The sequence below is a fragment of the Clostridium sp. CTA-7 genome (genome assembly GCF_054768095.1).
The window spans coordinates 415,186-439,456 of sequence record NZ_BAAAAV010000004.1; the positions used below are offsets into that span (position 1 = coordinate 415,186).

The 24,271-nt window shown below is 28.5% G+C and carries 22 protein-coding genes, 1 tRNA gene and 2 pseudogenes; 4 read left to right on the forward strand and 21 right to left on the reverse strand.

The window, feature by feature from the left end; all coding sequences use genetic code 11:
- Window positions 1–234: 234 nt before the first annotated feature.
- The 10 genes and pseudogenes from ACYUEX_RS10810 to ACYUEX_RS10855 all read right to left on the reverse strand — a co-directional run bounded on the left by ACYUEX_RS10810 (window position 235) and on the right by ACYUEX_RS10855 (window position 11,451).
- Complete coding sequence (locus ACYUEX_RS10810) at window positions 235–1,170, reverse strand: DUF5692 family protein (protein WP_460288115.1); 936 nt, start codon at window positions 1,168–1,170, stop codon at window positions 235–237.
- 446 nt (window positions 1,171–1,616) lie between these two features.
- On the reverse strand, window positions 1,617–2,237 hold the full coding sequence (locus ACYUEX_RS10815; protein ID WP_411170258.1) for a TraR/DksA C4-type zinc finger protein: 621 nt from the start codon (window positions 2,235–2,237) through the stop codon (window positions 1,617–1,619).
- A 225-nt stretch (window positions 2,238–2,462) separates the two neighbouring features.
- Window positions 2,463–2,921 (reverse strand): annotated as a pseudogene (locus ACYUEX_RS10820) (amidohydrolase family protein); the annotation flags it as partial.
- Between the two features lie 45 nt (window positions 2,922–2,966).
- On the reverse strand, window positions 2,967–3,749 hold the full coding sequence (locus tag ACYUEX_RS10825) for a hypothetical protein (protein WP_460288117.1): 783 nt from the start codon (window positions 3,747–3,749) through the stop codon (window positions 2,967–2,969).
- A 170-nt stretch (window positions 3,750–3,919) separates the two neighbouring features.
- The gene (locus tag ACYUEX_RS10830; RefSeq protein WP_460288118.1) at window positions 3,920–4,078 is read right to left on the reverse strand and encodes a hypothetical protein; all 159 of its coding nucleotides are present in this window, start codon (window positions 4,076–4,078) and stop codon (window positions 3,920–3,922) included.
- A 208-nt stretch (window positions 4,079–4,286) separates the two neighbouring features.
- Window positions 4,287–6,434: an alpha-amylase family glycosyl hydrolase gene (locus tag ACYUEX_RS10835; RefSeq protein WP_460288119.1), complete on the reverse strand. Its 2,148-nt coding sequence runs from the start codon at window positions 6,432–6,434 to the stop codon at window positions 4,287–4,289.
- A gap of 68 nt (window positions 6,435–6,502) precedes the next feature.
- Entirely contained in the window at window positions 6,503–8,236 is a 1,734-nt protein-coding gene (locus tag ACYUEX_RS10840; RefSeq protein ID WP_460288120.1) for a glycoside hydrolase family 13 protein, read from the reverse strand.
- Between the two features lie 18 nt (window positions 8,237–8,254).
- Entirely contained in the window at window positions 8,255–9,163 is a 909-nt protein-coding gene (locus tag ACYUEX_RS10845) for a sugar ABC transporter permease (RefSeq protein ID WP_460288121.1), read from the reverse strand.
- A complete protein-coding gene (locus ACYUEX_RS10850; protein WP_460288122.1) occupies window positions 9,163–10,116 on the reverse strand; it encodes a carbohydrate ABC transporter permease in 954 nt (317 codons plus the stop codon). The genes ACYUEX_RS10845 and ACYUEX_RS10850 overlap by 1 nt, the downstream gene beginning before the upstream one ends.
- A 117-nt stretch (window positions 10,117–10,233) precedes the next feature.
- A complete protein-coding gene (locus tag ACYUEX_RS10855) occupies window positions 10,234–11,451 on the reverse strand; it encodes a sugar ABC transporter substrate-binding protein (RefSeq protein WP_460288123.1) in 1,218 nt (405 codons plus the stop codon).
- A 180-nt stretch (window positions 11,452–11,631) separates the two neighbouring features.
- Here ACYUEX_RS10855 and ACYUEX_RS10860 point away from each other — a divergent pair, with 180 nt between their 5' ends.
- Window positions 11,632–12,291 (forward strand): helix-turn-helix domain-containing protein, encoded by a 660-nt coding sequence (locus ACYUEX_RS10860; RefSeq protein WP_460288124.1) that lies wholly within the window; start codon window positions 11,632–11,634, stop codon window positions 12,289–12,291.
- A 130-nt stretch (window positions 12,292–12,421) separates the two neighbouring features.
- Here the strand turns inward: ACYUEX_RS10860 and ACYUEX_RS10865 are convergent, their stop codons facing one another.
- The 7 genes and pseudogenes from ACYUEX_RS10865 to ACYUEX_RS10895 form a co-directional block, all read right to left on the reverse strand.
- Window positions 12,422–12,607, reverse strand: a complete 186-nt coding sequence (locus tag ACYUEX_RS10865) for an HAD family hydrolase (protein ID WP_460288125.1) — start codon at window positions 12,605–12,607, stop codon at window positions 12,422–12,424.
- A gap of 186 nt (window positions 12,608–12,793) precedes the next feature.
- Window positions 12,794–12,985 (reverse strand): annotated as a pseudogene (locus ACYUEX_RS10870) (transposase); the annotation flags it as partial.
- Between the two features lie 115 nt (window positions 12,986–13,100).
- Window positions 13,101–14,090, reverse strand: a complete 990-nt coding sequence (locus ACYUEX_RS10875; RefSeq protein WP_460288126.1) for a questin oxidase family protein — start codon at window positions 14,088–14,090, stop codon at window positions 13,101–13,103.
- Between the two features lie 121 nt (window positions 14,091–14,211).
- Complete coding sequence (locus ACYUEX_RS10880; protein WP_460288127.1) at window positions 14,212–14,592, reverse strand: ribosomal maturation YjgA family protein; 381 nt, start codon at window positions 14,590–14,592, stop codon at window positions 14,212–14,214.
- A 115-nt stretch (window positions 14,593–14,707) separates the two neighbouring features.
- Entirely contained in the window at window positions 14,708–16,261 is a 1,554-nt protein-coding gene (locus ACYUEX_RS10885) for an ABC-F family ATP-binding cassette domain-containing protein (protein WP_460288128.1), read from the reverse strand.
- Between the two features lie 200 nt (window positions 16,262–16,461).
- On the reverse strand, window positions 16,462–16,749 hold the full coding sequence (locus ACYUEX_RS10890; RefSeq protein WP_460288129.1) for a CD3324 family protein: 288 nt from the start codon (window positions 16,747–16,749) through the stop codon (window positions 16,462–16,464).
- Window positions 16,750–17,277: 528 nt separating this feature from the next.
- The gene (locus ACYUEX_RS10895) at window positions 17,278–17,937 is read right to left on the reverse strand and encodes a hypothetical protein (protein WP_460288131.1); all 660 of its coding nucleotides are present in this window, start codon (window positions 17,935–17,937) and stop codon (window positions 17,278–17,280) included.
- A 462-nt stretch (window positions 17,938–18,399) separates the two neighbouring features.
- Here ACYUEX_RS10895 and ACYUEX_RS10900 point away from each other — a divergent pair, with 462 nt between their 5' ends.
- The 3 genes from ACYUEX_RS10900 to ACYUEX_RS10910 all read left to right on the forward strand — a co-directional run bounded on the left by ACYUEX_RS10900 (window position 18,400) and on the right by ACYUEX_RS10910 (window position 19,941).
- A complete protein-coding gene (locus tag ACYUEX_RS10900; protein WP_460288132.1) occupies window positions 18,400–18,561 on the forward strand; it encodes a hypothetical protein in 162 nt (53 codons plus the stop codon).
- Window positions 18,562–19,054: 493 nt separating this feature from the next.
- Window positions 19,055–19,130, forward strand: a tRNA-Met gene (locus ACYUEX_RS10905).
- Window positions 19,131–19,305: 175 nt separating this feature from the next.
- Window positions 19,306–19,941, forward strand: a complete 636-nt coding sequence (locus ACYUEX_RS10910) for a hypothetical protein (RefSeq protein WP_460288133.1) — start codon at window positions 19,306–19,308, stop codon at window positions 19,939–19,941.
- 236 nt (window positions 19,942–20,177) lie between these two features.
- Here ACYUEX_RS10910 and ACYUEX_RS10915 read toward each other — a convergent pair whose 3' ends face one another.
- The 4 genes from ACYUEX_RS10915 to ACYUEX_RS10930 form a co-directional block, all read right to left on the reverse strand.
- Complete coding sequence (locus tag ACYUEX_RS10915; protein ID WP_460288134.1) at window positions 20,178–21,734, reverse strand: ABC-F family ATP-binding cassette domain-containing protein; 1,557 nt, start codon at window positions 21,732–21,734, stop codon at window positions 20,178–20,180.
- Window positions 21,735–21,916: 182 nt separating this feature from the next.
- Window positions 21,917–22,474: a DUF3867 domain-containing protein gene (locus ACYUEX_RS10920; protein ID WP_411170241.1), complete on the reverse strand. Its 558-nt coding sequence runs from the start codon at window positions 22,472–22,474 to the stop codon at window positions 21,917–21,919.
- 171 nt (window positions 22,475–22,645) lie between these two features.
- Window positions 22,646–23,698, reverse strand: coding sequence for an ABC transporter substrate-binding protein (locus ACYUEX_RS10925; RefSeq protein ID WP_460288135.1), 1,053 nt, complete (start codon window positions 23,696–23,698; stop codon window positions 22,646–22,648).
- A gap of 201 nt (window positions 23,699–23,899) precedes the next feature.
- Window positions 23,900–24,148: a CPF_0552 family protein gene (locus tag ACYUEX_RS10930; RefSeq protein WP_322413374.1), complete on the reverse strand. Its 249-nt coding sequence runs from the start codon at window positions 24,146–24,148 to the stop codon at window positions 23,900–23,902.
- Window positions 24,149–24,271 lie beyond the last annotated feature (123 nt).

A 24,271-nucleotide genomic window follows, 5' to 3' on the forward strand; every position in this document is an offset into this window, starting at 1 on the left:
AATTACATTTCTTGTAATAAATTTTTATTAATATTTTTAAAAAATTATAGTTTTCTGCATATTTAAATTAATAGATATGTTTTTTATATAATAAATCTCTTAAATCAAGTAAAATCAATGATTTACAAAGGGGAGCGCGAAACGCCACCCCCTCTGAATTCTTAATTTTTAAGAATAAAAATAGTACAAGATTTCAATTTCTTGTACTATTTTTTATAAGCTTCTCAAAATTTCTTATATATTAGCTTCAAATACTTCTCCATATGCTTTTGTATCTTTATATATTTCATCTTTTAATGCATTGAATTTGTTTTTACGTATTTTACTAAATTGATAAACTACTAATGCAATATTACCTAGTAAAGATATTAAACTAACAACAAAGAAAGCTGTTGAGTTATGAGTAGTAGATACTGGTGCTATACGATCAGCAAATTGCGGTACAGTCATTATAAACATAGTCCATAACCCTAGTGTGTGCGCACGATGTTGTAGCCACGCTCCTCTTTTTATAAAGAAAGCTGGAATTGTGCATGAAAGTAATAATATTACTCCACAATAGAATGAATGGTCTGCTATACAGTTGTAAGTATATGCAAAATTCCATAAATCGTAAGCTATAATCCAAGGCCAAATCATATCAGGCCAAATCATATCTTTTGTTTCACTTTTAGAAATAAATATGCCTGTCCAACCACAAATTGCTATAATATTAAGCAATCCTGCTATACCATTCATAATATTCCAAGGTCCTGACATTACCCAAAGGTTATTTATAGTTTCACCATTCCATGCTCCATATGAAAAACATTGAAAATCACGAATAGATGCTTCTAAAATATTAACTGCTAGTATAATTGCTGGTAAAGCTAATGCCCACTTCTTTTTAGAAAGTTTGGAACTATAGCGAAGTGCCATAAACCAAACACATCCTGCTAATGCTGAATAAGTTTTTACCCAGTTAAACCAATTTCCTGTACCATATTCATTCCCAGGTGCTGCAGTTGTTGGCCAAACAAATATTGTTAGAAGTATCGGTGTAACTACAAATAATGCTATACCCCCCCACTTTGTTGAACGACCAAATTCATTGAAAGCCATTAAAGCAAATAAAACAAAGAAAAAAATGGCCCAACCGCTAAATCCAATTGATTCATATAAAATGCCCATAATATATAATTCCCCCTAATAAATAAATTTTGTTATAATTCTATAGACATTAATAATTATTACCTTGATAAGTATATTCCCGTTGGTTAATTTATGTCAAATTACCATAAATTAGACTAGTCAGTTTAACTTTCATTTTTGCTAATTTACTTCAATTTTCTTCATATTTATACCATTATTGTAAACGATGACTTAAAAATAAAATTTAAGGTAACCTAACATTATTGTTGATTTATAGCTTTAAAATTTCTATTTAATATGTTATCTTCTACGGCTATTCCCTTCTGATTCTATAGAACACTTTTTACATACTTCACCATATGTAAACAAAGTGTTCCAATTAGAATCCTATATGTAATCATACACTCATACTTTAAAGTGCTTATACTTTCTTATAATCATTAGTTGCTATTTAATATTGGCTTTATGTCTATTTATAATAAAATTTAATCAGGTAATTGATTCTTATATTGCTGATTGCTTATTTTTTCAATTTCCTCAACATAATCATTATCATCCTTATCCTCATCATAATCATATTCTGCTACATTCCTAATCTCATTAAATCTTCCTACTGCTTGGTAACTATCCTCTTCATCAAACCCGACCTCATCTTTATCATGTTGCCCAGCTCTATGCACAAATGGTGTACCAATTACACTTTCTTCAACTACTCTCTTATTAGAATTATAAGTTTTTACTGCACTAACAACATCTTGACATTCAATACAATTTACTGCATAAGGTAAAAACTCTAATCTCTCTTTATCAATATCTTTTCCACATGTTTTACACTTACCATAGCTTCCTTCATCTATAGTTCTTAATGCATCGTCTATTTTATCTAGTAATCCCCTTTCATTCGCTTCAAGAGCCCTACCTTTCTCAACTTCAAAGGTCTCACTAGCTATATCAGCTGGGTGATTGTCATAGAATGATAACTCACTTGAAACCTCTGCATTAAATCTAGTCATTCCATTATTATCTAATTGGTCAATAAGATCAGTAATTCTCTTTTTTTCTTGATTAAGTTTATTTTTATAATATGTTAATTCTTCTCTATTCATTTAAATCATCCTTTCAAAAGTAATGCCTAATTATATTGTCCCAAAAAGATGATTTTTTAGTACACTAATTATAATATTGGTTGAAAATAAAACATAAAACAATATAAATCTCTTAATAAAGCAAAACAGTAGACAGATTCCTTTTTCGGAATACTATCTACTGTATTATTTCTATAGATTAAATTAATACTCTATATATCAGAAAATCTTAAATCTATTTGATAATTATTTTTTAAAATTCACTTCTTTTTCTTTATTTATATTTATAAATGATTTACTTGGTATAGTTTTAACAATTACTTTTCCTTTTCTTATAGAATATAAAACTTCTGCTCTTCTTCTAACAGCATCATAACCACTTTCAGCATTTAGTAAAATTAAGTTACCTGGCTTCCCTATTTCTATTCCATATTTATCTTCAATATTTAAAGTCCTTGCACTATTCATTGATATAAATTTTAATGATTCATTTATATCATCATAGCCCATCATTTGGCATACATGTAATCCAAAATGAACTACTTCTAACATATTTCCTGTTCCCATTGGATACCATGGATCAAATATATCATCATGTCCAAAGCATACATTTATCCCTGCTTCATTAAGCTCTTTAACTCTTGCAATTCCTCTTCTCTTTGGATATGTATCAAATCTTCCTTGTAGATGAGTGTTTACTAGAGGTCTTCATCTTTAAATTAAAGTTATACAAAATCCAACTTTTTAATCTTAAAAAACAAAGTTTTTTAATTTATCATTTATTTTACCTAATATTGATGGAACTACTTTTAAAATGCTTGGTAAAAATAGAGAAACTACAAATGCCACAGCACATAATACAAATACTTCATAATGCATAGGTTGTCCAATATAAACTTGATATCCATGTATAGACGCAACTGCTATTGCTCCTATTATAATAATCTTAGTTGCAATCCAAGATATTAAATTTATTACCTTACATAAAAATATTATTATAGATAATACAGCTATTACAGGTAATACTATTATTTTTAATAGTATGTTAATTGCTTCACTTATCGTAGATGATTCACTTTTTTTCCTATTTGCGACTTTTTTAGTATTATCTCTTTTATACTTTTCTTTATTGCTTTCCTTATTTCTATCTATTGAAGGTTTCTTTTTATCACTTTTTTGTTTATTCATTAATGAATTATTAGAAGATGATTTTTTACTTCTCTTCTTAATTTCTGATTTATCATCATCTTGAAAATTATCATACTCATCCCAAATATCTCTTTTAAAATTTTTTTGTAGATTCTCATTTAAGCTATTTTTATTAGAATCATTAACAAAAGTTTCTTTATACTGATTTTTTTCTCTTTCAAATTTTATTTCTTCATAAGCTTTATCAAATACTTTTATAAAAGCCTTTGCTCTTCTTTCATCTTTAACTTCTTCTTTTAATTTATTTACTTTGTTTTCATATGCTATTTTTATTTCTTCCATTGATGCATTTTCATCTACACCTAAAATCTTATATTGCTCCATACCTCTTCTCCATACTATATATAAAACTATATTTACTATCTTTTGATTAACAATTATTATATCAATTTTTTTCAGTCAATCAAAAGGTAAATATATCCTATAATATGATTAAAATAAATATTAGCTTCAAGGATTATAAAATTTTCTTTCATACCTTTAAGAAGTATAATCTACTCATCATATGTATCTATATAATCACTCTCGGAGACATAAAAACAAATAGGAACATGTCTTTCATAGCATTCTTCACACATTTCCTTTAAACATTCTGGACATTCTCTTATATCATCTTCATGAATACAGTTTCCACATAATTCACATTCTATCATACACTATCACCTCTAAACATATAATTTAAAATTATACCTCTATCTAATCTTCCTTTCAACTTTATTATACCCTTATCATTCTTCTAAATTAAAAAGTACACATAAAGATTAAATTTATCTCTATGTGTACTTTTCTTTTATGATATCTATTTTTTATGATACACTCATAACTTTTCCTATTCACTATTCATAATTTCTTGTATTTCTATTATTGCCAGTCAACAACTACTGTACCTGTTGAATTTGTAGGTACTGTATATATATGATTATTCCCCCCCTCCCAAGTTACTACTTTTCCATTTTTCTTAATGAATTTGTACTCGATACTTGTTCCTGCGGGTACACTTACATCATAGTACCACGTTGGATACCTATATACTACTTGATTATATAAGGATCCAACAGCTTTGTTGACATCCCATGAACCTAACTCAGGAACGCTCCCAACAAGATAAAGATTTTCGCCCAAATTTGTCGTAGCATTTTTCACAACAAATCTTACAGTCACTAAGTCACCACTTACCACATCATAATTTTCATAAATATTACTTTTTATACCTCCAGCTGTTTGAAGTGAAACTGCTACCTTTCCTGCAGAAATATTAGGTACTTTAACCTTTACCTCACTATCAGTCCAAGATACAACCTCTGCAGCAACATTACCAAAACTTACAGTTCCTTTTCCACTTCCAAAGCCCTCTCCTGTTATAACTACTTCTTGTCCTACTTTAGCCATTGGATGGGCTACGTTTCCTATATTAGGGGTGCTAGTATTTGTATTATAACTCCATACTGCAGCAGAATTTCCGGCTAAATTAAAATTAGAAGCTGTCCCTTTATTTACTGCTATATCATTTCCATTAACTCGTTTACCTAATACATCGCTATAATTACCTGATGGTAATGATGTCAATAAACCACTAATATTTACACTACTACTTCCCTTATTTAAAGCAATAACTACAACATCATCACCAAATTTTCTTTCATAAATATAAACATCATTATTTATCCATATTTGCTTTGTATTACCATAAGCAAGGGCAGAATTTGATTGCCTTAAAGGTGATAATGCTTTAATGATTTGATAAGCATTGGTATTAGTATTAAATCCACTCATCATTCCTCTATTATATGGGTCTCCATCACCTTTCATATATTGCTCTGTTCCATAGTATATTGCTGGTACCCCTCTTGATGTAAGTGTTAAAACTAATGCTTGATCTACAGATGTATTATTATTTGAAGTTGAGAATCTGTCCATATCATGGTTATCAACAAAAATTACTTGATTATTAATGTGTTCATAATCTGTTGATGTTGACGTAAACATTGAATCTAATGCATACATATTGCTTTTTTTATCTCTGAAAACTTGTCTAACTGTTTGTGCATATCTAAAATCTAATAAACTCATTCCATTATTATTAGCAAAATTACTATTATTAGAATCTACTTCTCCAGCACCTAAAAACCATTCTCCAAATGTAAACACAGGTCTATAAGAATAAATAGTATCCATAAAACTCTTTTGCCATTCAAAAGGCATATGTTTTACTGCATCCATTCTAATACCATCAATGCCCATATCTAACCATAATTTAATTGCAGCTTTAAAGTAGGAATCTACAGTTGAATTTAAATGGTTTAAGTCTGCTAAATCATATAGGTTTCTATATATTCCATCTTCTAAGGTTGAAAAATCTGTTCCACCATAATGATTAAATAAATTTTTACTATCGTTAGTTAATCCACCAAGTAATGTGCCATTATCATATAACTTTCCATTTTCAGCATAAGTAGGAGTATCCTCTGATGCTGGGGAAGTATGATTAGGTGCAAAATCAATTATTACTTTTATTCCCTTACTATGAGCAGTATCAACTAATCTTCTGAAATCATCAAAATTACCGAAGGCTGGATTAGTTTTCTTGAAATCTCTAGCCCAATATCCATGATAAGCTGTTCCTCCTGAATTTAATACTGAGTAGATATTTTCAACTGGTTGGGAAATCCATAGAGCAGTTATTCCCATATTAGTTAAGTATCCATCATTAACTTTGTCTATAATTCCTTGCCAATCCCCTCCAAAATATTTTTTATAATCACTCTTAGTTGAATCATATAACCCTCCTGTAGGGTTATTTGCTTTATTTCCATCATAAAACCTATCAGTTACTACCTGATAGATTACATCCTTTGAGTAATCAACCTTATTTATTCCATTTTGACTTGTGGCATAAGTTTCTGTATTGGATTGAGCAAATACTGTCTTATAGTTAACTGGACCTACATAACTTACTATAAGCAATACTAATGATAACATTGAAATTCCAAATCTTCTTAAAGTTTTCATTTATACATCCTCCTTAAATTTCATTTTTAAACATTAATTTAGGATATCTTTGTATTAAATAAATATTTCTACTTTATCATTTTTAAAATTTTAAATTCCATTGGAGCTAAAACTAAATTTTCCTCAATTTCTCTATCATTATTATTTAATAGCTCTTTAAAATTTTTATATAAATTTAATTCTACTTCTACCTCAATCTCATTATTATTAATTGCAACAATAACCTTATTGTTATCATTATTGACCCTTTCAAACACTATAACATTATTGTTACAATAAATCTCATTATATTCACCGTAAATAAGTTCACTATTTTCTTTTCTTATCTTTATTAACCTTTTGTATAAATCAAATAATTCTCTTTTTTGCTTTTCTTTATCCCATATCATACATTTTCTTGATAATGGTTCCTCTCCTCCATCTAAACCTATTTCATCTCCGTAGTATATATATGGAACTCCTATATAACAAAATTGAAAAGCTATGGCTAACTTCATTCTTTTAATATCACTTTTGCATTCTGTTAAAAATCTTTGTGTATCATGGCTTCCAAATAAATTCCATAATTGTCTAGTTATAGATTCTATATATATAACCCTGTTTTGAGCTAAAATTTCACTAAATTGCTGAACCGATATAGATCTTTTAGCGAAAAAATCTATCAAAGCTCCTTTAAAAGGATAATTCATAATGCTATCAAGTTGATCCCCCTTTAAAAATGATGTTGCTTCATGCATTATTTCTCCAACAATAATTGCATTATGATTTGCTTCTTTTACTGTTTTCTTAAATGCTCTCCAAAAATCATGATCAACTTCATCACAAACATCAAGCCTCCAACCATCAACTCCTACTTCATCAATCCAAAATTTAGCTACATTTAATAAATATTGCGTAACTTCTTTATTGGAAATATTAAACTTAGGCATTGTATAAACATTATTTGCAAAAGTATAGTAATTAACCTTTTCTTTATCAATAGGATAGGAATCTACTAAATACCAATCCTTATATAAAGAGCTATCACCATTTTTAACAATATCTTTGAAGGCAAAAAAATCATCTCCTGAGTGATTAAAAACTGCATCTAATACTATTTTTATATTTCTTTTATGACACTGTTTAACTAACTCTTTAGCATCTTCAATATCACCGAACTGTGGATCTATTACAAAATAATCACCTATATTATACTTATGATTTGATGAAGATTTAAATATTGGAGTTAAGTATATTAAATCTATTCCTAATTCCATTAAATAATCTAGATTATTAATAATCCCCTTAAGATCTCCTCCAAACATAGAAGTCCTTGTTACATCTTCTCCCCATTCCAACACATTAGGTGGATTATTACTACTGTCTCCATTACAAAATCTATCAACAAAAATTTGATATACTACAGATTCCTGAAGCCATTTCACTTCATCATATAAATCCCCTTTAGCTATATATGGATACTGAAATGCTGTAGCTTCCTTTCTATCTATCTCACTATTCCTTATACCTCTTTCATCTAGGTAAAATGAATTTCCATATAAATCAGTTAACTTGAAATAATATCTGTATCTATTTCTATCTACAGAAATGTCTACATGATAATAATCAAATAAATCTGTTTTATTCTTTATATACATTTCAACTACATTAAAGTCATTTTCCCAATCATATCTATCTTTATAATATAGTTCACATTTTTTTATATCATTTTTAGCTGTTCGTAAAACTATTGATAAGGTATCTAAATCTTTTCCATAAGCATATGGTACATCTGTTATATGGTATATTGCGTGTCTATTCACCTCTAGTTCCTCCTATAATTATTCCTTAACTGCTCCAGCAACTAATCCACTTGCAATAAACCTTTGTATAGACATAAATACAATTGCAAGAGGTATTGATACCATTACTGATGCTGCTGCATACTGTGGCCAATTTGTTACTTTATCACCCATTAACCCTTTTAACCCTACTACAACTAATCTCATTGACTTTTCTTTAATTAAGGCAGAAGAGAATACAAATTCTCCAAATAGACCAATAAATGAAAAGAAGAATATTACTACTGCCATAGGCTTACTTAATGGTAAAATTATATTTGTAAATACTTGCCATGTAGTTGCACCATCCACCTTCGCTGCTTCATCTAATTCCTTTGGTAGTCCATCCATAAAACCTTTCATTAGCCAAATATTATAAGCACTCCCTGTACAAAGGATTAAGGATAAAAACCATAAATTATCCATACCATATTGAAATTTATATGCTACAGCTAGTATCGCTGGTACTGTCATACTTGCTGGAAACATTTGAATTATAAGTAATCCCATTAATCCTTTTTTCTTACCTCTAAATTTAAATCTTGAAAAAGCATATGCTGCTGGCAAAGTCATTAATATTTGGGCAGTAGAAACTAATAAGGCAACAAAGGTAGTGTTTACCATCCATTTTAAAAATCCATTATTATTTAATAAAACTGCTTTATAATTCTCAAATGTTATTGTCTGCGGGATTAATGATTTTTGCATAAAGCTTGTACCAGAAGATATGGATGCAGAAACTATTGCAAATACAGGAAACAATATTACTAGTATTGATATCCAAATAAATATTCTTTTTATCCATAATATGCTTCTTTCCCTAACAGATATTTTACGTTTATATTGTAAGTTATATACAGTAATACTTTCCTTATTTTTAACTTTGATATTAAGATTACTCTCTGCCATTAATCTTCCACCTCCTTAAACTGACCTGAAATATTCATATTAATTATTGATAATGCTGCAATTATTATAAAAATCAATATTGACATTGCAGCACCTAGCCCAAAATTCCCTTGACTAGTTGACATTTTATATGTTGCAGAGCCTAAGAGGTCTGTCCAACCTGCAAATGATGATCCTGCCTTTGTTGGTCCTCCCTCTGTCAATAAAAATGCTGAATTAAAGTTATTAAAATTAAAAGCAAAATTAGCAATTAATAAAGGATATGAGGTTTTTGCTAATGATGGTAAAGTTATCTTAAAGAACTTTTGTATACCACTAGCTCCATCTATATCTGCTGCCTCATAATAAGTAGTTGGAATAGCTGTTAATGACCCTATACAGACATTCATCATATAGGGAAATCCAAGCCAAATATTTACTAATATCACTACTAATCTTGCTGAAAAAGGTGTTGTTAGCCACATTACTGGCTCATTAATAATGTGTAAGTTTTGAAGTATAATATTTATAGCTCCATACTGACTGTTAAACAAACTTTTATATGAAATTATAGTTATAGCCCCTGGTAATGCCCAAGGTATTATTAATAGACCTTTATATATAAATGATTCCTTCATATTTTTATCGTTAAGTACAAGTGCAAATATTAGACCAACTAAATAGCAACCTAGAGTTGATATTGTTGTAAAAATTAATGTCCATATTAAAAGAGGAAAGAATTCTGATTTTAATGGACCAACTAATACTTGTTTAAATTGATATAACCCTACTATGCTCCATCCATTTTCACTTCCATAAGGATAATTCTGATTTTTTATACTATAATCAGTAAATGCTAAAAAGATATTGTATAAAGTAGGTAGTACACTTAAAATGGCAATACTAATTAATGCTGGCGCTAGATACTTATATGCTTTAATATTATCTTTATATCTAATTTTTTCTTTCTTCATACATTTCCTCCTCCACCAAAGCAACTCTTTATTGATACTGATAATCTAATTAGTAATTAAGAGGAAGGCTTAAGTCCATTCCTCTTAAAAACAAATAAAATTTGGGAGCATAATTAATTATTTTGATACTCCTATAGCATCTTTAACTGCCCTTTGGATATCTTCCGCAACAGTCTTTGGATCTTCACCTAATAATATTCTTTGTATATTTTTAACTCCATCCCAAATAGCTTGAGTTTCGGAAACGTTTGGCATTGGAACTGCAGATTTTAATTGCGCTATAAAACCTTTAGTATAGTCATTATTAGCAACTTCACTCTTCTCTAATTCTGATTTAAGAACTGAAATTCTATTACCCACTTCATATAATTTATCACCACTATTTTCAATTAAATATTTCATTAACTTCCATGTATCATCCTTAGACTCGGATTTGCTACTTACAAATGCTGATTGAACACCCATAAATGATTTTGCTGGTACTCCATTAATTTTAGGGATTGCAGTAATACCAAAATTAACTCCTGCTTCTTTAAAACCACTTACATCCCATGGTCCACCAATATAAAATATTGCTTCACCAGATTTAAAAGAATTATTTGCTATATCACCTGTTATATCTGGAACCATAAACTTGTCCTTTTGAACTAAATCTTGTAAGTATTGATATGCTTTTATAGAACCTTCGGAATTAAAACCTAAATCATTAACATCTAAACTACCATTTCCACCACCAAACACATATCCACCATATGATTGAACAAATGCTGCTGTATAGTAGAAATCATTAATCGGAAATTGGAATCCTGATGGTCCATGGGCTTTAGCTTGCTCTACTAATTCATTCATAGTTTCTGGTAATTTACTAACAATATCCTTATTATAGAATAACGCGTATGTTTCCATTGAAATCGGAACACCATAAGCCTTTCCATCATATGAAACTGCATCCCATACATTACTACCTACATAATCATCTCTATTAACGAAATCACTTGGCACTTCTTCTAATAATCCAGCTGCCTGGAATGTACCTAAATTATTATGTGCAATTCCAAATAACATATCTGGTCCTTTAGCTGAATTTGCTGCTTGCAAGAATTCTTGATAACCTGAATTATCTTTTAAAACCTTAACTTTCTTATTATTATCTTTTGCCCATTGTTGAGCTATTTCATTTACAGCTTCAACTTCATTGTCCATTAAATTTGACCATACAACTATTTCTTTAGCATTATTTTTTTTACTATTATTACTACTTGCACATCCCCACAACGCTGAAACTCCCATTACCACTGTAAGCATTGATGCAATTAATTTGACTTTTTTATTCATAAATAATCCCTCCATAATTAAGCTAATAACTAGAAAACGATTGCAACCTTTATATTTTTATTATACTTATTATTAAAATTAACTTTTGTTTTAAATTGAATTTTTTTGTTTATTTTGTATGTATTTTCCTCTAATTGTTATATAATTTATTTAATATTACTTTTTTTGGGGGATAAGGCTATGTATGATTCTGATGAATTTCTATTTATTAATGAGATTACTTTTTTAATAGAAAATAAAGATCGTAATACTTTACTAAACTTAACTTTAGATAAACATGAGAATGAAACAAAAGAAAATTTACTAATAGTAACCAAACAAAATGATCTTATAATGTGGAATGTAATATTTGCTAGAGAAGTAGTTAGAAATGGTAGTACAAAGACATATCTTCACACTTTGTATAATAAATATTACAACGCTATACAAAATGCTAAAAAGTTATATACTTTGCAACAACTAGAAATCGATATGATTAACTCATATTTTGATATATTAATTAATTATGTTGAATTAAAAAACAACCTAATCTTAAATAAAATAATAGGCTATCTTTATATTCATATAGAAAATAATACTACTTTAGAAGAAATAGCTACTGATCTAAACTTATCTGTTGGATATTTATCAAATACTTTTAAAAAAAATATGGAAATCTCAATAATGAAGTACTTTAAAGAGCTAAAAATTAATCGAGCTAAGGTGCTTCTTATTACAACAAATAAAAGTATTTTAGAAATATCTACTCTTCTTTGTTTTTGTGATCAAGGGAACTTCTGTAAATCTTTTAAAAGTATTGTTGGTTTAACTCCAAGTCAATTTAGAAATCAAAACATATAAGTTTAAATAAAGTGGCTGTATCAGATTGAACATTTTTGTTCAATCTGATACAGCCACTTCTTCTGGAACTACTATATGATTTTCAAAGCCCCATCATTGTAACATTATCCATATATAGTTTTATTATATTTTAAATTAAATCATAATTTTTCATAGCATAATATAAACCATCATGGTCAATATCTTCTGTAATATATTCACATAATTCTTTTATTTCCTCTGGAGCATGTCCCATAGCAATGGCATATATATCCTCTTTATCTATATTAAAATAATCTAAGATTACTTTCATGCCAGCACTTTTAGTAATTCCCATTTCACTAATTTCTCCACCTGAGAACACTTTTCCTAAGGATAACTTAACTACATTATATTACTTGGAGTTAACTCTAAGTCAAGAATTATTTTGCTTTTTTAAATAATTTCCTAAATATATTTTATTTGTTACAAGCATATTTATATGATCAGGTCATGCATTAGTCCCTATAATTTATAATACATTTCTTTTAAATATTTCACGTAATATCTTACCAGTTTCTAATTTATACTTTTCATATATAACCTGTCTTCTATATTTCGGTGCAAATACTATATGATATTGGCACCTCCATTCTGTATGTGATAAGCTTTCTATGTCGTTACCTATATGACACCTGCTATGATTTTTTGTTTTACGATTGTCAGTCGCTTTCATTCTATCATGGGAGTTCTTTTTTACTCAGAGCTAAAGCCATTTTATCCACTTGAATAGCCAATGGTTATCAAAGCAATATAAAAAACCTTCCAAGTAGTATTGGAAGGCTTACTTATTAATTTAAAGTTTTTAAATATGCCATGTACTTATATACTTCGTCACCTGATTTTTCAAATTCAAGCCTACATGCATTTACAAGTTTTATTGTATGATCATTATTCGAATTAATACTTACCTTTATTATATCCTTAAATTCAGGTAAATTTTGTGGAATATCAACACTTAAATCTATAACTTCAGGACTACCTATTGTAATATGAGCAGCTAAAATAGCTAACCAATAATCCTGTAATATATATTCCTTATCCTTAACTAAAGGCAATAAGTTTTTAAGTGCCTCTTTAGATGTAACTGCATGTAATATTGTAAAATTCTTAGTCTCTACAAATAATTTATTTATAATTATATCCAATTGTGATAATACCTCTGAATCATTTCCTTTCAAAGTAAAAGCATTCTTCTTAAATCCATCTAATCTGTATATCTTTTCTATCCTATCAACAATTAAATTTCCACTACACTCTTCATCCTTAACTGATTCTACAAGTATTTTAAGAGACTCTAATGGATTTTCTGCTTTAGGCGGTAGAACATCAAATTGATGTGCTGCAAAGGTTGAAGCGAAATAACTTAATGATTTTATAACCTCTTCCTCATTTTCACTTCTTACAGCAAATGATAATCTAATCAATGGATGAAAAGCCCGAGCTGCAACTCCCCTAATTAATTTAGGTAAAAATTCTCCTATTATCTCTAAATAATTTGATTTATTTATTTTTTGAGAAAAATAATCATAATATGAACCTAGAGAATCTTCAATACCTAAATATTTGTCAAAATTTTCATCATCTATATTGTATAACTTCGTAAAATCTTCCTTAGATATTTTTATTCTCTCAATTGTTTTGTCTAAATATTCTTCTATTTCATTAAAAGGAACTCCTAACTCATATAGTGAATAGCTTACCATAGGTATATGGCTAGATAATCCTCCATTGTAATCACTGGCATACTCCTTATATTTATTAAAAAATTCTTTAAACATAACTCCTCCTATTGAAAAATATTATCAATTATATTTTACCACTCTGGTAATACTTGTCAATAAGTTAGTATTTATCATTACTCTTTAATGCTAAAGGCTATCCAACGTCCATCAATGTTCTCTAATACAAATTCGTCTTTAAAGTCTCCATCTTATCCCATATTATTAAAATTATACTTCCAATTAAATAACATAGAATATCCTGTATATCAAATGTACTACCAAGAATAATTGAAAGTATTTTATTATCTTGTAACCCCATAACTTCTAGGATGTTAAAATATTGCATACCTTCAACAAATGCTGCAAAAACAAATAAATATATAGCTAAAAACCGTATTGGCTCTTTAATAAAACTTCTTATAAAAGTATACATTAATATAATTACTAGAATATCTCCAATATATGGCCTAATAATTCTATCATTTATAAAAAGTGCAATTCCAACCTCAATTAAAAATAAAGTAATGAAAGCTATTAAGTATTTAATATTAATTTTCATATATTCTCCTAGTTACTACTTATTAACTTTTTTCCCCTTAACACAATTAACTATCTATTCTTAATTATACCAAAAGAGCTAGCAACAAGCTAACTCTTAAAATTTATAAACTTTACTATTCTTTTGTTGTCCATTTCTCACAATTCCACACATCTGTTACCACATCTTTGTAGAACTCTGGTTCGTGGCATACTAAAAGAATGCTGCCTTTATATTCTTTTAACGCTCTTTTTAGCTCATCTTTGGCATCAACATCTAGGTGATTTGTTGGCTCGTCTAGAATCAAAATGTTAGTCGGCTTATTTAAAAGCTTACAAAGCCTTACTTTTGCTTGTTCTCCACCACTTAAGATATCCATGGTACTTTCAATATGCTCCCTAGTTAATCCACACCTAGCAAGCTTTGTTCTTATCTGAGTTTGGCTATCATTGGGAAACTCATCCCATAATTCTTTTATCACAGATTTATTTGTAACCTCTTCCTTCACTTCCTGCTGGTAATAACCGATATTCTGAAGGACTCCTAGAGTTACCTCTCCGTCTATTGGGTTCAATAACCCTATCAAACTCTTTAAAAGCGTAGTTTTACCTATTCCATTAGCACCTATAAGAGCAATCTTATCCCCACTCATCATCTTTAAATTTAATGGAGAGGTCAATGGTCTTTCATAGCCAATGACTAAATCCTTTGTTTCAAAGATTAAACTTCCAGAAGGGCTAGATTCCTGAAAAATGAAATGTGGTTTAGGCTTGTTTTTTACTATTTCTATTCTCTGGATTTTATTAAGCTTCTTCTCTCTGGACTTTGCCATAGCAGCTGTAGATGCCCTAACCTTATTCTTTCTTATATAATCCTCAAGACTTTCAATCTCCTTCTGTTGTTTATTATAGTCTATTAATATCTGTGTTTTTCTCTCATCGTACAATTTTAGGAACTTCTCATAGTTGCCCACATACCTAGTTAATTTTTTATTTTCTAAATGATAAACTACATTGATAACACTATTTAAAAATGTATTATCATGGGAGATTACTATAAAAGCATTTTCATAGTTTGATAAATATCCCTTGAGCCATTCTATATTCTCCTCGTCCAAGTGATTTGTTGGCTCATCCAAAAGCAAAATATCAGGTTTTTCTAGGAGCAATTCCCCAAGTAATATCTTGCTCCTCTGTCCACCACTTAATTGCGAGGTTCCTCTATCCAGTAAATCTTTAAACCCAAGACCTGTGGCTATTCCTTCTATTTTAGATTCTATGGAATAGAACTCACCTTTCTCTAAGGTTTCCTGTAATACTCCTATTTTATTAAGGGCCTTCTCCATTTCTTCCCCAGCCATGGTACTCATATTTTCATATATCTTATTTAAATTTTTCTCTATATTAAAAAGCTCTGTAAAAGCTGTTCGCAAATACATCCTCACTGTATCCTCATCTCTAAGTTTCACATTTTGATCCATATAGCCAACTGAAACCTTTCTGTTCCACTCTATGGTTCCTTGATCTGGCAATATTTCATTGGTAATCAGCTTTAGGAAGGTAGTCTTTCCCTCTCCATTAGCACCAACTAGACCAATATGCTCTCCATTTAATAAATTAAAAGACACATCATTAAAAATCTGTTTATCCCCAAACCCCTGTGACATGTTAGTCACTTTCAAAATACTCATTTGTTAATTCCCCTCTTTTATTTAATTTCTAACTATTGCTATTTCCCATTGCTTCAAGAGAAAAGCATTCGTAACAATCATCTATTTTAGCTTAGCATGTTCTAAATCAAAACTACAAGTTCATAAACATTTCTGTAAAGATCTCTATCAAAAAAGCAGGTGATACAACCTATAACCTAAGTCATATTACCTGCTTATAATCACGGGGAATATACTTCCCTATTTTTATACAATCTCAATATTCTTCTTATACTAGCCTCGCTTAAATAAAAGGCAGTAGATAATTCCTTTACAGAAGTTCCCTCTTTATATTTGCATATAATCTTTCTATTTCTAATATCCAACTCCTTCAAGGCTCCACTGTTCTCTCCCCAAGTCTTTTTATTTTCATCTTTTCTTGGGATATATAGATATTCTCCATCTATATATTCCTGAACTATTTTCAATATTTTCTCCGGAAGAATATCTTGCGCTTTTTCATATCTCATAAATCATTGCTCCTTTATCTACACTTATTTTGTAAATAAGGCACAACGATTAATAAAACATATATATCAAATTAATCTTTTAAATCAGCTCTGAACAACTTGTTTCATGTCTTACAATCGTTGTGCAGAGCTAACTACAGCGCAGTTATTTTCAATCACTTTCAATCACCTCATTATAAATTACAATAACCTATAAGTAAGATTATACCTCAATTCAATTAACTTATAAAGTTAAATTCATCATAGAACTGTCTTCAATTTATATATTATTTTATTTTTATGTCTATAATCACAATGTTATTGTTCATAAAATAAAGGTTAAGAATACTTTTATGCTTCTCAACCTTATAATTAGCTGTTTTAACTCTAAATCTTTGTTAAGATTATTTTATTTAGTTTTTCAGCAGATCAATTCTACCTATATTATCATTATAAAACAAAATATGTATTAATTTTACGATCTCTTATTGACCTTTAATATATTCACCCTTTATAAATTAGATATATTTTCTAAAATATAATATTACATTAAGATATTCTACCTTTATACTCACCATTAATTTTAAATATATTTACACCATACATATTTGAATATGCTTTCTCACTACCTTCTGGCATTAGCTTTAATTGGATGCTTAAGTCACAATTAGCATTTTCAATTAATGTCATATCTTTTTCTATTTTTAAAGGCTCTACATTAATATTCTTTCCATCAGCAACATCAAGCTCTAACCTAGTCATCTTCAACATTTTATCTAATTTTGATTTATCTTCAGCTGTAATAGGTATTAACTCACTATAATCATCATTATCACTAACTATTCTATCATCAATATTTTTTCCAGCAAAAAAATCTTTTAATAATTGAACTGCAAAATCCACCTCTGAATAATCACCTTTTTTATAGTTAATTCCTTCTTCAACATCAACTATTACTGTATAATCTTCTAAATCAGCTACATTGCCTTTTGCATTAGATGAACTATCCTGTGTTTTACTATCTCCTACAGCTTTATCATTATCTGATTTACTATCCTTAGAACCATCCTTCTCTGAAGAATTATCCTTTTTATCCTCTACTTTAGGTTTATTATCACTCTTTTGATCTTTCTCTGTTTTACCACATGCTATTAGACTTGTTGATAAAATACAAATAGACATAATTAGCAATAAAAATTTCTTTTTCATCATGCATCCTCCTTTTTCCTGTCTAGTTAATTATATCATTATTATATAAATTTTGTATATATTGATTTTTTCATTTATATATTTAAATTAATATTAAATCCAGTTTGTTGGTTTCACTTTATTTCTCTATGCAACTATACTCTAATTATTTTTATTCGCTTATTTATACAAAAGCATATTAACTCATAACCTAAAAGGTCCGGTATATAGTAAATATGACAAAAAATATTAAAGATTGTTACATGATAACAAAAAGCTCCAAGCCTTAATATTATAAAGGCTTGAAGCTACTTCTTATTAATTATCTAATAGTTGTCATTATACTATTTTAGTTGTCCATTCCTCACAACCATTTCCACAATAATATGTCTTTATGTTTTTAGGAGTTCTACTGGCTACGATTACCACTTATTTCAACTAGATATATAATGTTTTTATTATAGCTAAAGGATGATTTATTTTATGAAGCAAATAAAAAGATTTATTATTATAGCTTTGTTATTACCTATATCACTAACACTATACCGCTTTACTCCTACTAGAATTACTCCAAAAGAAGAGCTATCCGAAGATGATATAAAAATAAAAGTTCACCTACAGGTAACAACAAACCCTCTTTATTAACTGAAAGAAGATAAAAATAAACAGAGTTAGCATTTCACTAACTCTTATATTTTATTCAATCTTTGTAGTCAAATCCTCACTACAAATTCCATAACTTATCTTAAAGTATTTGACTTACAAAAATAAATATGTACTATTTTAAAAACTAATATTATGAGGTGAATGTTGAAAATGATTTATTAATCTTATTTAAGCAAAATTTATATAACTAAGCATAAAATCAAAGCATATTTTAAAATATATTTATTTAAGTTGCTTTTTTATATAATATAATTTGGTTTTGAATAGAATTTTATTTATTATAAATCATTAGCTATGGTGTTAAATCTTAATTTAACTTTTTCTTATTTCGTAGCATTTGATATCATCTGACATGCTAAGCCATCTCTTGTCATCATATTCCACAATATGATGTTATCTCGCTTTGACATCAATCTTTATTAAGCATATACTAATAATACAAGTTGGCTAAGCCAATATGTAAACTTAATACCGCGGGATGGAGCAGTTGGTAGCTCGTTGGGCTCATAACCCAAAGGTCGTAGGTTCAAGTCCTGCTCCCGCAACCAAAACCTTACTCTTACTGTAAGGTTTTTTTATTGTTTAAAAGCTTCTGAATCATTTGTTAATCCTCTCTCAAAATTTTATTTAAATCATGTTAATTAATTGAAAGATAACAGAGCTAATTTACTCATCCTATGTTATACTTTCATTTAGATCATTATGAAAGAAGGTAAATATTTAATGAATTATAAAACTTTTGAAAATAAATTTGATGTTAAAGAACACATTGCTTATGCCACTGTTTTAAAGAAAGATGGAAGTGAATTAGTTTTCCAAATAGATGCTGACGATGTTGAAAGAATAAAATCTATGGGAACTTGGTTTGCTGAATGGAATAAAGACTTTAATGCTTATACAATTCAAAATATAAGCAAATCAAAAGGAACTAAGCATTTAAAACAAAGTCTTCAAACAGTTATTTTAAATGCTAATCCAAAAGCTCCTGTTAAACATATTAATGGAAATATGCTAGATAACAGAAAATCTAATTTAGAAATAGTCCCAAGTGCTCAGAAAAATCAATATGAAAAAGTTGATGATAACACCATTGCTATCATCCTAACTAATAAATACGGCACTCCACATGCTAGGGCATTAATTTCTTCTGAAGATTTAAATACTGTTATAACTGACGAGTTTAGCTGGGTTCAATATAAGAAGAATGGAGTTATCATGGTTATCGCAAATACTCCACAGGGTAGAATTCATTTAGATAAACTTATAATGAATCCTACTGAATCTGAAATTGTACATCACATAAACTTAAACCCTCTGGATTGTAGACGTAGCAACTTAGAAAACAAAGTAATCGAATAAATATCCTAAAGAAAGCCTAGTGATGTAACACTAAGCTTTTCTTATTTATCATATATCAAATTTTTATAAGCATCTTATTTTTTATTATTTAATAGTTCGATTATCTTATCTACCCATTCATGTTCCCTAATTTGCTCACCTACAAGTAACACCAGTAACTAAGTCTATTAATCTCATTTGCTTGAGGTACGGTTCACTCTTTATAATCCTAAATCCAATAGTACTAAAACAAGCTATTATACTATTTTAGTTGTCCAATCCTCACAATTCCAAATTTCTGTAACTACATCTCTATAGAATTCTGGTTCGTGGGATACTAATAAAATTGATCCTTTGTATTCCTTTAATGCTCTTTTTAATTCATCCTTTGCATCTACATCTAAATGGTTTGTAGGTTCGTCTAGGATTAATATATTTGTTTCTGTATTTAAAATCTTACATAATCTTACCTTGGCAGCTTCTCCACCTGATAAAACCATAATCTTTGATTCTAATTGCTTTGTTGTTAAACCACATTTAGCAAGTGCTGCTCTTATCTCGTATTGTGTTTTACTTGGAAACTCTTGCCACACTTCTTCTATACAAGTATTTGTATTTCCCGATCTATCTTCTTGCTCAAAGTAACCTATATGTTGATAGTCTCCTCTATGAACTTTTCCTGATAGTGGCTGTTGTATTCCTAGTAAGCTTTTAAGTAATGTTGATTTACCAAGTCCATTTGCTCCAACTAAAGCTATTTTTTGTCCTCTCTCCATTAATAAGTTTAATGGCTTAGTTAGTGGCGAATCATATCCTATAACTAAATCTTCAGTTTCAAATATTGTTTTTCCAGCTGTTCTTGCTATTTTAAAGTTAAACTCTGGCTTTGGTTTTTCCTTTGAAAGTTCTATTACTTCCATTTTATCAAGTTTCTTTTGTCTTGATTTAGCCATATTAGCAGTAGCAACATTTGCTTTATTTCTTGCAACGAAATCTTCCAATCTAGCTATTTCCTTTTGTTGCTTTTCATAAGCTTGCTCTAATCTCTTTTTGTTTTCTTCATATAATCTCTTAAATTCATAATAATCTCCAACATACCTTGTTAACTTTCTTTCTTCAACATGATAAATTAAGTTAACTACTGAATTTAAAAATGGTATATCGTGAGAAATTAATATAAATGCATTTTCATAATTATTTAAATATCTCTTAAGCCATTCTATATGTTCTTCATCTAAATAGTTAGTAGGCTCATCTAAAAGTAGTATATCTGGATTTTGAAGTAATAACTTTCCAAGTAGTATCTTTGTTCTTTGTCCACCTGATAAATCATCAACATCTTTATCTAAACCTAAATCTAAAAGTCCAAGACCTTTAGCCACTTCTTCTACCTTTGCATCTATTACATAAAAACCATTATGATCTAATAAATCTTGAATAACTGCTGTTCTTTCAAGCATTTTTTCTAGTTCTTCTGGAGTACAATCTCCCATTTTTTCATAAAGAGAGTTCATTTCTGTTTCTAAATCAAATAAATACTTAAAAGCATCTCTTAAAGCATCTCTTATACTTTGTCCTTTTACTAAAGCTGCATGTTGATCCATATAGCCAACTCTAACATTATTAGACCAAATAACCTTTCCTTCATCCGGCATAAGCTTATCTGTTACTATATTCATAAATGTTGACTTACCTTCACCATTTGCTCCAATAAGACCAACGTGTTCCCCCTTTAATAATCTAAAGGATACATCTTCAAAAATAGCTCTATCTCCAAAGCCATGACTCATATCTTTAACTGTTAAAACGCTCATTTTTATCCTCCTGGTTGTTGTTTTAATTCTAAATTTACCTATTTCAAATTTAATTTTATTATCTTTAAATAAATATATAATCTTTATTTAAACTTACATACAAAAATAAGATGTGACACCAATCACACCTTATTTATTATAAACTATAATTCTACAAAATAAATAGATTTTTTTTAACAATTTTAGTATTCATATTCTTTTATATCTTCGCAGATAGATATTTTAAGAGGATTATTTTCAACAAGCTTTTTATAAGAACATAAAAAGTCATTTAATTCTAAGTCAGTTAAATCAATTTTACCTGAGCTTTTTAAAATTACATTAATATCTTCTGTTAAGATACTTACATCATTTTTTTCATTTTTAATAAAATAACTATTTACAGTACTAACTTTTAGTCTATCCTTATACTTCTCTTGAAAGCTCATAGTTTTTCTTGTCTTTTCAAAATCACCTGCTCCTGGAATAATATTATTAAGACCTAATGACTTTACCTGCTCTTCAATAGATGAAGCATCAAATCCGTATCTTTCCATAAGCTTTGTTTGCATTTTCAAGAACTTATCTTGAGATATGTTATTTTCCTCCATATAAGCCATAATCTTTTTTGTAAAATCGGCCATATTTAATTTTCCAGAAGACATATCATAATAAAGAGAATACATATATGATTCAAATTTATCTATATCTTTATCATTTACTCTATTTTTTAATTCATTAAAATCTATAACTCTGTCCATAAAATAATCAACTCCTATACCTTTAGTAGATGTTATTAATATTATACTCCCATTATAAGTTTTATTCTATTAGGTTAATACAATATTAATATTTTTTTAAGAACAATTAAATATAGTATATCCTTTTACTATTGTATTATAGATTTCATATAAATGTTATATATCTTATAATTAATTTGCAGCTTTAACAGCATTCCAAACTTCTTCGTATAATCTTAATTGATCTTGTGGTAAATACCTATAAACTTCACATCTATCCATAACTTCTTTTGGCATATAAGCACCTTTATTATTTTTAACTTCTTCTGATTGCTCCTCCATAGCTAGCTTATTTGGAGTTGTATAACCTATCTCCTCTGCTATTTTATAAGCATTATCTTTTTTACTTACAAAGTTTATAAATTCCTCAGCTGTTGCTTTATCACTTGCATTAGTTGGAATTGCCCATGAATCTAACCAGTAATTAGCTCCTTCTTTCGGAATTACATACTCTAAATTTTCATTTTCATCGGCTAAAGTTAACCCTTCTCCAGACCATATCATAGCAATGGATGCTTCTCCCGAAGTCATCAAATCTTTAACCTCGTCAGCTCCATACTTTAATACTAATGGTTTTTGTTTTATTAGTAAATTTTTAGCTTCTTCAAGTTCTTTTTCATTAGTTGTATTTAGTGAGTATCCTAACTTTTTAAGTGCCATCCCTATAGCATCTCTTTGAGCATCTAATACAAATATTTGCTTCTTATATTTTTCATTCCACATTATATCCCAGCTATCAACTGTTTCATTAACTAAATCTTTATTATATATTATTCCTATTGTTCCATTCATATATGGTACAGTATATTCATTATTAGGATCATAAGCTTGTCCCATATCATTTTCATTCATTTCCTTTAAATTTGGAATTTTTTCTTTATCTATTTTTTGAAGCAATCCTTCTTGGATCATTCTATCTGCCATATAATCTGCAACTAAAATTGCATCCCATTTTGTTTTTCCTGAAGATACTTCTATATACATAGTCTCCATATCATCAAAAGTTTTATAATTTACTTTTACATTGTACTTATCTTCAAACTCTTCAATTACTCCTTCTGCTATATTTTCTCCATAGTTTAAGACATTTATAGTTTTTTTATTACTTTTTTGACATCCTGCAAATAAAGTAACAGTTAAAATCATACTGCATATTAAAGCAGATATTTTTATAGATTTTTTCATTAATTTATCTTCCTTTCTATCTTTATATAATAATCATTATTTAGCAATAATAATTATATAATTAATTTTACTAATTGCAAGTAAAAAATCTCCAAGTCACTATTTATATATTATTAAAAATAATATTATTATATATCTTTTTTATACTCTAATAATAAAAAAATATTAACCACTTAATAAATGGTTAATATTTAAATAGTACTATACTTCTATTAATTTTGCTGTAACACCCTCAATTGCATTTAATTCTTCCATAAGCTTATTGATTTCTTCTTTTTCATCATGAATTAAATTTAATATTACAAGACCTGAGTTAGCACAAGATGTCTTGCTTGCTTCATGTAAACCTAACCTAGTTTGGATTATACATCCGTATCTTGTTAAAACCTCTTGAACTGTTGGTGCAATTGATACTCTAGGTTCTATTTTTATTGCCATAATAGTAAACATAATCCTACCTCCGTAAACTTTATCACCTTCTATATTATCCTACTTAACCTCTATTTATTCAATAATTATGAAATTAGTAATTTATGAATTTATATTTAATTACATATTGAAATAAGAACATTT

What these genes read in the sequence shown, in the direction of transcription:
- ACYUEX_RS10915 (WP_460288134.1), bottom strand. Translation starts at nt 21,734, where the DNA reads ATGAGCGTTTTAACAGTTAAAGATATGAGTCATGGCTTTGGAGATAGA.
- ACYUEX_RS10850 (WP_460288122.1), bottom strand. Translation starts at nt 10,116, where the DNA reads ATGAAGAAAGAAAAAATTAGATATAAAGATAATATTAAAGCATATAAG.
- ACYUEX_RS10865 (WP_460288125.1), bottom strand. Translation starts at nt 12,607, where the DNA reads ATGGGAATTACTAAAAGTGCTGGCATGAAAGTAATCTTAGATTATTTT.
- ACYUEX_RS10815 (WP_411170258.1), bottom strand. Translation starts at nt 2,237, where the DNA reads ATGAATAGAGAAGAATTAACATATTATAAAAATAAACTTAATCAAGAA.
- ACYUEX_RS10925 (WP_460288135.1), bottom strand. Translation starts at nt 23,698, where the DNA reads ATGAAAAAATCTATAAAAATATCTGCTTTAATATGCAGTATGATTTTA.
- ACYUEX_RS10810 (WP_460288115.1), bottom strand. Translation starts at nt 1,170, where the DNA reads ATGGGCATTTTATATGAATCAATTGGATTTAGCGGTTGGGCCATTTTT.
- ACYUEX_RS10860 (WP_460288124.1), top strand. Translation starts at nt 11,632, where the DNA reads ATGTATGATTCTGATGAATTTCTATTTATTAATGAGATTACTTTTTTA.
- ACYUEX_RS10875 (WP_460288126.1), bottom strand. Translation starts at nt 14,090, where the DNA reads ATGTTTAAAGAATTTTTTAATAAATATAAGGAGTATGCCAGTGATTAC.
- ACYUEX_RS10900 (WP_460288132.1), top strand. Translation starts at nt 18,400, where the DNA reads ATGAAGCAAATAAAAAGATTTATTATTATAGCTTTGTTATTACCTATA.
- ACYUEX_RS10855 (WP_460288123.1), bottom strand. Translation starts at nt 11,451, where the DNA reads ATGAATAAAAAAGTCAAATTAATTGCATCAATGCTTACAGTGGTAATG.
- ACYUEX_RS10930 (WP_322413374.1), bottom strand. Translation starts at nt 24,148, where the DNA reads ATGTTTACTATTATGGCAATAAAAATAGAACCTAGAGTATCAATTGCA.
- ACYUEX_RS10845 (WP_460288121.1), bottom strand. Translation starts at nt 9,163, where the DNA reads ATGGCAGAGAGTAATCTTAATATCAAAGTTAAAAATAAGGAAAGTATT.
- ACYUEX_RS10910 (WP_460288133.1), top strand. Translation starts at nt 19,306, where the DNA reads ATGAATTATAAAACTTTTGAAAATAAATTTGATGTTAAAGAACACATT.
- ACYUEX_RS10890 (WP_460288129.1), bottom strand. Translation starts at nt 16,749, where the DNA reads ATGAGATATGAAAAAGCGCAAGATATTCTTCCGGAGAAAATATTGAAA.
- ACYUEX_RS10885 (WP_460288128.1), bottom strand. Translation starts at nt 16,261, where the DNA reads ATGAGTATTTTGAAAGTGACTAACATGTCACAGGGGTTTGGGGATAAA.
- ACYUEX_RS10835 (WP_460288119.1), bottom strand. Translation starts at nt 6,434, where the DNA reads ATGAAAACTTTAAGAAGATTTGGAATTTCAATGTTATCATTAGTATTG.
- ACYUEX_RS10825 (WP_460288117.1), bottom strand. Translation starts at nt 3,749, where the DNA reads ATGGAGCAATATAAGATTTTAGGTGTAGATGAAAATGCATCAATGGAA.
- ACYUEX_RS10830 (WP_460288118.1), bottom strand. Translation starts at nt 4,078, where the DNA reads ATGATAGAATGTGAATTATGTGGAAACTGTATTCATGAAGATGATATA.
- ACYUEX_RS10920 (WP_411170241.1), bottom strand. Translation starts at nt 22,474, where the DNA reads ATGGACAGAGTTATAGATTTTAATGAATTAAAAAATAGAGTAAATGAT.
- ACYUEX_RS10895 (WP_460288131.1), bottom strand. Translation starts at nt 17,937, where the DNA reads ATGAAAAAGAAATTTTTATTGCTAATTATGTCTATTTGTATTTTATCA.
- ACYUEX_RS10880 (WP_460288127.1), bottom strand. Translation starts at nt 14,592, where the DNA reads ATGAAAATTAATATTAAATACTTAATAGCTTTCATTACTTTATTTTTA.